General features: G+C 44.0%; 10 protein-coding genes. All 10 read left to right on the forward strand.

The features are described from left to right. Positions 1-54: 54 nt before the first annotated feature. The gene (locus tag V5298_RS00095; protein ID WP_332929413.1) at positions 55-678 is read left to right on the forward strand and encodes a hypothetical protein; all 624 of its coding nucleotides are present in this window, start codon (positions 55-57) and stop codon (positions 676-678) included. Then, a complete protein-coding gene (locus tag V5298_RS00100; protein ID WP_332929414.1) occupies positions 665-1,555 on the forward strand; it encodes a hypothetical protein in 891 nt (296 codons plus the stop codon). Before V5298_RS00095 ends, V5298_RS00100 begins: the two co-directional genes overlap by 14 nt. A 75-nt stretch (positions 1,556-1,630) precedes the next feature. Then, positions 1,631-2,965, forward strand: coding sequence for a hypothetical protein (locus V5298_RS00105; RefSeq protein ID WP_332929415.1), 1,335 nt, complete (start codon positions 1,631-1,633; stop codon positions 2,963-2,965). A 27-nt stretch (positions 2,966-2,992) separates the two neighbouring features. After that, complete coding sequence (locus tag V5298_RS00110; RefSeq protein WP_332929416.1) at positions 2,993-4,810, forward strand: sigma factor; 1,818 nt, start codon at positions 2,993-2,995, stop codon at positions 4,808-4,810. A 46-nt stretch (positions 4,811-4,856) separates the two neighbouring features. Next, positions 4,857-5,612 (forward strand): hypothetical protein, encoded by a 756-nt coding sequence (locus V5298_RS00115; RefSeq protein ID WP_332929417.1) that lies wholly within the window; start codon positions 4,857-4,859, stop codon positions 5,610-5,612. Between the two features lie 22 nt (positions 5,613-5,634). Next, complete coding sequence (locus V5298_RS00120) at positions 5,635-6,351, forward strand: outer membrane beta-barrel protein (RefSeq protein WP_332929418.1); 717 nt, start codon at positions 5,635-5,637, stop codon at positions 6,349-6,351. Between the two features lie 82 nt (positions 6,352-6,433). Continuing rightward, a complete protein-coding gene (locus V5298_RS00125) occupies positions 6,434-6,796 on the forward strand; it encodes a hypothetical protein (RefSeq protein WP_332929419.1) in 363 nt (120 codons plus the stop codon). 11 nt (positions 6,797-6,807) lie between these two features. Beyond that, positions 6,808-7,140 carry a hypothetical protein gene (locus V5298_RS00130; protein WP_332929420.1) on the forward strand — a complete coding sequence of 111 codons (333 nt, stop codon included), beginning with the start codon at positions 6,808-6,810 and terminating at the stop codon, positions 7,138-7,140. A gap of 95 nt (positions 7,141-7,235) precedes the next feature. Beyond that, positions 7,236-7,721, forward strand: a complete 486-nt coding sequence (locus V5298_RS00135; RefSeq protein ID WP_332929421.1) for a hypothetical protein — start codon at positions 7,236-7,238, stop codon at positions 7,719-7,721. 726 nt (positions 7,722-8,447) lie between these two features. After that, the coding region (locus V5298_RS00140; protein WP_332929422.1) for a hypothetical protein at positions 8,448-8,825 on the forward strand (378 nt) is incomplete at its 3' end.

The following is an 8,825-nucleotide window of genomic DNA, read 5'->3' on the forward strand; positions in this document are numbered from 1 at the left end:
TTATATCATTTTTTTTGATACTATTTTTGAAAAGAAACTCATGGATGAGGTTTTATGAATTTAAGAACACGGATGGTTTCACTGTTCAGTTTTCTGTTGTTAAGCGTACCGTCCTTCTCTTATGCTGATGACACCTCTTGGTTTGGAGGAGAAAGCGAACTTATCTACTACTTTTCCTTTGATTGTGGTTTGTGCTACCAAAATGAACCGTATTATTCCTTAATAAAAATCAAAGCCGACCCAGCGACCACGCTGATCAAGGTGCCAGTCCAAGCGACGCAACGAGAGCGGGCAGGGGCGCGGCTACAGTTTCTAATGGCCCTATCAAAAAAACATTATAAGTTGTCGGAATTAGAGAGATCGCGAGCCGGCTATTCGCTATTGGAGAGCCATCCGGAACTGAACCCTAATGATAAGGAGGGATATAAACGTCTCTTTGAAGATTATGGGATGCAATTCTCTGATTTCGAGTTTGAAAAATGGTGGGTAGACAGTTCGCAACTTATGGCTGACGCTGAACATCTTGTTGCTTTAGCGGAGAGGGGAGAAGGACAGGTGCTCCCTGGTGACGTAAGGGTTTATAAAGGTGGGAAAACCCGGTGGTTCAGCCTTTATAACGAAGAACCGCTTCCCGTCGTTAAAGCTATATTAAAGGTGATTAACCATGTTGAAATTTAGTTATGCCTTGCTATTCACCTTTGCTTTATTCTCGTTTTTTGCTAACGCAACGGTCGATGATGTCGTTTTAGAAAAAAGTAAGCCGCTCAGCACATTCGCCCAGAATGAAATTTATGACTTCGTCCACCTTAGTGATATAGATGCGATAAAAGAAAATGTGATAGACCGCCTTCAACGGGTTTTAGGCATGTCCAAGGATGAAGTGGATAAGGTTCGCGTCTCAAGAATTTACAACACAACGTGGGTTCAAGTGTCCGTAGATGGAAAGACCTATATCACTGACAAAAGAGCTCGTCAATGGTTAGGTACTGATTTGTCAGAGCTATACCTTTTTGAGGATGCCGCCAAGCGTATTAGCGTTGGTAATGATAACAGGGAAAGCCTTATTGATTACGCTTATTTCATGCTGAAGCTCCCCTCTGTCGCCCCGATTTATCCGGCAACAAGCAGTCCGACAGGAAAGCAGAAGCTTATTTTTGCTTTTGTCGATCCGTCGTGCCCACGCTGTAGGGATTTTCATCTAACAAAAATGGAGCAATGGCGAGCTCTTGGTGTGACGTGGGTCTACATCCCCTTTTTGATAAGTGACGACCGAAAGTCGGAAGAATTGGCTGAATATGTTTATTGCCCAAGTGACATTGATGAAGTAAAAAAACGTATTGACGAAGTCTATTTAGTAGGGAAGAAAAAAGCCGCGGGACGTGCAGCCCTCAATGATGCGTGTGGACAAAAAGAAAAAAGTGTTGTAACGTCTATTTTGACTGCCGGATTTAGGCATGGACTGGCTGGAAGCCCTATGTTTTTAACGGAAAGTGGAGAGGTGTACTACGGGACTCCCTCGCTTGAGATGTCAGTGATCAATCAGCTAAAGGAATAATGGAAGCCAAGGTATTCAGGCTGCTCAGTAAACAAGGCCATCAAGGATGATAGCCAAGTAAGAAAAGGGATTTTTGTGACTACAATTTCAATTGATTTCAAGACCGCTACCGAAGAGTTAACCGCCCTCGCCAAAAAGGTATACCCATCCAGTCGTTGGCCAATAACCGACGACGCTAAAACACCCTTAGATTGGTTGGTCCAGGCGATGAAGGCCGGCCTTAGCCACAAGCAGGCACACATGCTTGTGGCGGGCAAGTTTGGCATTCCCTACAAAACGGCCTCAGACCTCGTAGGGCGAGGAGTGTGGGTGCCATCCGGCGTCTTGATAAAAAACGATGAAACATTTTACTCCAGAGCTCTGACTGAGCGGCATTTCGGAACAACAAAAGGGATCAGGCTTGGACTACTCCTTGGCGATGTCACCCCATCAAAGTACCCTTCCCCTTTAAGTAGGGAAAACGAGGAGGCTAAGGATATTGTTCGTGGCCTTTATGCTTCATTCGTGGCGTTCACCAAACCAGATTGTAAGCATGCACACTTTTCCATAACGAGCCATTATTTGTCCGGGCTGTGTGGCACAAAAGATGTGCTGTACAAGAGATTGGATGACAGCTTCACCCCTCTACTTGAACCCCCTCGCCGACGCGCCAGTCAAGCAATTGGTGAACAAGTATGGGGTGAGCCTTGTCAGAAATACTCGGAATATGTCAACCTCAATCCCACGCGCCGATTTTCGTTTTTCTTCGGGGATATGAGTGAGGCGATCCTTCCGTCAATGCGAAATCATGTGGAATCATCGAGTGTTTTTAAGGTAGTTGAGGGTATTCCTTCGGTAGCGTCCCCGAATGTAGTGGCTGTTGTTGATTTTGATGATATCACCTCACTAACAGGACGTGATATTAATATGTTGGCGTCAGTACATACCGTCTTTACTTCTAAGGAAAAAACCATTTCGCGGCTATATGGGAGGATGCGGAATGTGATAGGCAAAGAAACCCTGATTTCCCATATTGCAGTTTATTCATCACGAGCCCTAGGCACAAAAGTTTGCCAAAACTGCTGCGAGTATGAGGACGTCCCCTCATTGTTAACAGACAGTATTTACAGCTTAAGTGTCAATGTGAAAAGACCTCCTGTCGTTGGCCCCGGTTGCTCTTCCTGTGTATCTGGGTATGCAGGGTCGATCTTGTTAACAGAAGATTGCTTTGAACCTGGCGTTGCAAGTGGCGCAATTCATGCCTTTGAAATCAACCAAGATGATGAGCTTGGACATTCAGTAAAAGATGCGTTCAAGGTAGTCGAAGCACTTGAAAGGACGAAAAAAATCTCACTGGTGCTTACCAAATTGGAGAAAGCTGTCACGTCTGGACAGTTAACTGTGGAAGATGCAAAAAATTTGCTTAACTAAATAAAATTCAAGGATGAGACTGTGGTTATGGATGACTATCAGGAATTTCTCGACGACTACGTCGCGAATAGAGACCGCGAGGCAGTAGACGTAAATACGGAGTACTATAAAGGTGACGATCTTCACTCGTGTAAGCTCGAAGGAAGGGTACCGGTCGTAGAGGGTTATAAAAAACTTGACCTATTTCGCGTTTTTAGCGCGGAAATAAATTCTGAAGAATTCCGTGTTAGAACAGTAAAGCAGCAGGCTGAATGGGTGAAAACCCGCGCGGAAGCGGTTCGCAAGCTCGCGCTACTCCTCCTGAAAATAGACAGTGTTGCAAAAGAACTTATTGATTTGTGTCGTGAGGATGATTGCCGGTATTTGTTTGGGGTAATAAAAAAAAGCTCCACCAAAGCAAACGGTAACGGTTCTGTAGGTATCGTCTACACGCCGCATGTAAAAACTGAGGTTCAGGGCTTACTGGAAGACTACCTATTGGGTGATCTCGTGATCTCCTTTGATGAGATGGCAGAAAAGATCATTGTTGATTACAACCTTAGTTACACGAAATTCATTCAGCCAATCGCCAAAAAATATTTCGCTGAATACTCCAGAGTAAAATCAATAGAAGAGGAATACCAACGTCATCGGGAAGTGAAGCGAAATATGCTCTCCCTATTTGACTCCCCTAATAGTGATGAGGCTAAGAAGCTTATAAAGAAGTATGGTGCGGATTGGCGGGTCATCAAGAACCTGATGACGACGGCCTCCGCACTTGATGCGATCATTACCGCTGAAAAAAACAAGTTGGTAAACACAAACATGAGGCTCTGTATGAGTGTAACCAACCGTGTTTACCAAGAAGTTGGAGGTGACAAGAACGAGAACTTCTCACGCCTTGACTTAATAAACGAAGGCGTTATTGGGTTGATGAAAGCGGTTGACATGTACGTCTACGGTACCGATGCAAAAGTGACGACTTATGCAAACTGGTGGATAATGCACCACATTACTCGGTATGTTAAGAACAATAACGCTGTGCGTATCCCTGTTCATGTTTACGACAAAGTAAACAAAATCCTTACCGTTATTCGCGAAATCGAAAATGACCGACAGCACCAATCAGTTTGTGTCGAAGGACGAGAACCCGATTTGCGAAAACTCGTTGAGTCCAAGATAGGGCCCATCAAGAATTCGCCCTGGGAAGTTGCCATGAATCGATATCATGGGATAAGCCTTTCAGTGAAAGGTGCGAGCGTTTCAACCGAAGAAGAAGGCTGCGACATGTCCTTTCTCGACTATTTGGATAAGTCCTCTACAGCGCCAGAAGAGGACGCTGTAGAGGACATTTTGGAACCCAGTGCCAGCTCCAGAATTATGGAAGTTGCTGAAAGATTGATTGTTGATTGTGACAAAGAAGACCTCCCTAAAAATAACATATCCCGACTCCAATACGACCTTATCTATAAACAGTTTGTGTTAGAAATGTCTAATAAAGACATTGCGAATAGTATTGGCTGGGAAAAACCCTCCGATGTACGAGAAGAGATTTGGCGAGCTATAAAACGCATAAGAAAAGCCCTTAAGGATATGGGGTGCGATAGTTCAGAAGCGTTGCTGGAATACAGTGGGAACTCGCGCATCATGGCTATCGCTGAGGGGATGGTCGTTGACACCGAGAAAGTCCCTGACGGCAAATTATCCAGGCTTCAATATGATTTGATATACAAACAGTTCGTAAAAAAAATGAGCAGTACTGAAATTGCTCGCAATATAGGGTGGAGCGATCCGACCCATGTACAGAAAGAAATCTCTTTAGGTTTAAAGCGAATAAAAGAAAGATTAACCGAAATGGGATGGTAGTTAGGCTAATGCCTAATGTTTCGAAACAGCAATTAAAGGAGGTGCTATGGCTAACCGATACCAGGCCATTTGCCAAGATGTCGCTAAATTATTAGAGCGTGGGGATTTTGAACGCGCTGCCAACATTCTAGCTAAATACCAGGATGTTAGAGATACGTATATCGCACAGGCATACTATCGCCTGTACTCGGACATGCGCTCACACTATTACTCGGAAGAAAAAGCCATCGTACGCCTTGATTTCCTGGAAAAAGCCAAAGATCAGTGGGGGGTTATTGAGAAGGGCCGCTGTCTCCTTGAAGGCGAGCTTTTCCAGCGCAACACCTTTATGGCTGAAGATTTGTTTAATGCGGCGATTAGAGCTGGTGGCCCGTTAATAGACCATGCGAAATATTACCTTGGGCTAATAGCGTCCAATGGGCTTCACTCTCAAGGAGATGAAAATGCCCCCGATCTCCATTTTGCGAAAAAAATGTTCTCTGAGGTGATGGGTGGCACATCTAAATACAAAGAACTAGCGCGTAAAGAATACTGCCGAACATTCCTGAAAGAAAAGGAATTTTCCGCAGAGGAGCATTCGCAACTGTTTACGCATCTGTATACGCTTTATGACGCGGATCGGAAAGGCGGCGCTGAACTCTATTCGGAATATCTGCTCTCGTCATTAGAGTCTCTAGGGAAGGAGCTGTACTCCCATAAAGGTGCTCCGTCCGGGTTGACTCAACGAGCAGAATTTGACGCTAGAAAGAACGAATTACGGAAGGCTTTGGTGATATTGCGTCATACCCTCCAGATGTCATAGTGAGGAATTGACATGTTGGTTTATGGATAAACAAGCAAAAAAAAGGATATTTGAAATGTTAGAAAAAGTACTACCTATTATTACTGCCTCTGCGCTACTAAGTGTTTGCAGTAATGCGAATGCAGAGAGTGAGGTCAGCATTGGGTATAAACAATCTGAATTGAACAGTGTGGACCTTCAGACCCTCTTTTTAGAATACGAATACAAAACGAACGACTACCTGTCCATATCGCTTCATGCCGGTTTGGGGTTAAAAGAACAAATCACCGCGACGCTTGAAGACACTTATGTATCAGACATAACGTCCACCGACATCGTTACCGACACCTATGAAGAAACGACGTCGCTTAACCATGAATTTGGTATCTCTTTGAATGCGTGGTACCCGCTCATTAATAACTGGTCTGTATATGGAAGGTTGGGTTACATTACGCTTAATGTCGAGGATGTTGCTTTTAGTGAATTTTCTGTGGCGGGCGATACGCCTCCAGCAGAAGAACCTGAAACCGCGTTTTCAGAGGGAGCAAGCCTTTGTTCGGCAACAGGACAAGAGGACGTATGCGGTGTATCCCTTGAGCCAACAAACACCGAGGCCACCTATGATATGGGGTATTCGGAGATCGGGATGAAGTGGAGTTTGAGTGATGACGCAACAATGAGCCTGGGGTACCTGAAAAGCATTAGTTCCGGCGAGTCTTATGATGCTTTTATACTCCGGTTAGGGGTGGGTTTTTGGTGAAGAACTGAAATAAAAAATGGAAAAATAAAAAATTAAAAAAAACGTGTCATAATAGACAAAATAAAGAAACGGAGTTTCAGTTATGACAAATGGAATTTGGGATGAAGTCCTGACTCAGGCGGCTGAATATGCCGATGAATCAGGCGATGATGAACTAATGGTTGGATTATCCCAAGGCGGAAGACATCGCAAGATTTTAAGGGATAAGATGTTGATGGCCTTAAGTGGGGTTCTAATCAGTACCTTTCGTGCTGGTGAGATCTCCATGGACAAAATCAATCGCGAAATAGACAGCGCGATTAAAGCCGTTGTTTCAAACGCCGAAAAGGATGGTTTGGAACTGGATGACAAACTTCTAAGTATACTGGCGGACGCATCAGGGCGAATGCTTGGTATTGCTGAAGAATGGTACAACGTAAAAGTTATATTAACACAATCAGACTAAAAGGAATTGATATGGACATCAAAGTGCCATCATACGCAAAACAACTCCAAAAACACCTCGACAAGATAAAAACAGAATGCCAGGGGATCTCCAACTTGGCTGTCGTTAATCAAATCGATGAAATTTATGTGGATGCTGCAGAAACTGCATTAAAAGAGTTAGTGCGTAGTGTTACAAAAGATCTTAAAGCGAAAAAAGAACAAGTTGATGTTACATTGCCAGGCCTCGGCGGTGCGGGCAACAGCCATAAAACCAAAGAAAAACAAGCGTCGTATCGTGACGATGGTGATGGTACCAAAGAAAGCCTAGACCATATCTCTTCATCTGAAACATCACTAACATAAATACGATGTTATTCCGAACAGCTCTTTATTGCTTGTTACTATTGGCCCCCTCCGCTTCGGCGGAGGGGATCGATTATAGCGAAGTAAAAACAAGCGTGATCAATTATTGCCATAATGAACCCAATGACGAGCTGCGCATGAGCTGCGTGGTAAATGCGGCCTTTTTCCTGGAAGAATTTGAAAGTGCCTTTAACGGTGGTGAACGTGAACTTATCACGATCTGCGGAAATCTAACGGTCACAGCTAAAGAACCGGGGGAGCGGATGTATCACCTTATGCGATGTGTCGCAGAGCAGCATGTTCTGGAGGAAAGCCATCCTCACCCTAAGTATGCACGAATAATGCTGCGTAAAAAAGAGTTTCGTCCTTACTGGGTATCCCGTTGCTCTGATCATAAAGACAAGATATCCGCTTGCGTGAAAGGTCAGGAAGCGAGTATGCAGACTTTTTGGCAATTCTATTTATCAACAATGGATGAATCGCCCAACGCCTTAGTTTTCAAAAAAATGGACGCGTGTATTGGGGATACCGATATACGGAAGATTAATTTCACCTCACTAAAGTCGTGCATTGGCTTTTAATAAAACAAAGAAAAAGGCACTATTAACCACCCTCACGTCAAACAAAATACTAAGAACGACAATGCTATTGACCACAAACTATATCGTTGTCAGGGTATACTCCAGTCTATCATTCCTTCCGGCTATCCTTATCAAACAGCCTTTCAATAATAAATAAAAAAATGTATGACTTATATATTTTTACATGCATGTGATATTATTATTTCAGTATTTTGAGATGGACTTTTGGGAGAACGTATGCGCTGTGTAAAGCAGAAGGTAAGGCTAATGCTGGCTATGACTCTGTTGGTGTCTGGGGCTGCTGTCGCTGATGATTGTGCAGAGGCTAGTGTCGATTATTTACAGTGTGAATTTACGCTCCCTGAATTGGACGACGGAGAAAGTGTTGCGGTACTAAACACGAACACCGGATCTTTTACTGGGGCCGTGACCGCTTCTTGTCAAGGAGGCACGCTCGTTCTTGGTGACCAGACTTGCGGAGCAACAGAGCCGACAGATTGCGCAATCAATAGTGTTAGTTGGTATTCAGGTTCAACCGACGCTTCCTGCTCGCACAACGTGCAAAGTAGCGTGCTTGCTAATGGGGAAGAAAGGACCATCTCCTCAACGACTAATACGGGAGAAATCACTTACCAATGCACATCAGGCTCTCTTTCGGTTATAAGCTCTTACTGCGAATCAGCAGAGCTAACGCAAGCCTCAGTGGTAGATTTGTCAAGCACGGAAATGAATGCAACTGATTCCGGAACGTCAGAGACGGTGTACGTAACCGCATACTTTACGTCCTTTAGTAAAGTCACGAATACAAGCGATAGCCTTATTCAGTCACAGGCTGAAGTTACGTGTCTTGGTTTAGATGGCAGTGACTCTTCAGTCGATTCCTATTCAGTTACATATAGTGGTTACAGCTCCAGCTCTTATTACTATTCTGTCCAATGTCCGTTTACAAGAGATGATCTTGATTGTGATGAATTTATGATCTCAGATTATGAGATGGGTCAATACAATTCAGCGTCAGGTGAATTTACCAGCGAACCCTCTACCGCGGATATTTTGAGTATGTGCAAATCCGCTGGGGGTACCGGTATTGAAGAGATTATTTAT

The sequence above is a fragment of the Alteromonas sp. 14N.309.X.WAT.G.H12 genome (assembly GCF_036697315.1).
Classification (GTDB): domain Bacteria; phylum Pseudomonadota; class Gammaproteobacteria; order Enterobacterales; family Alteromonadaceae; genus Alteromonas.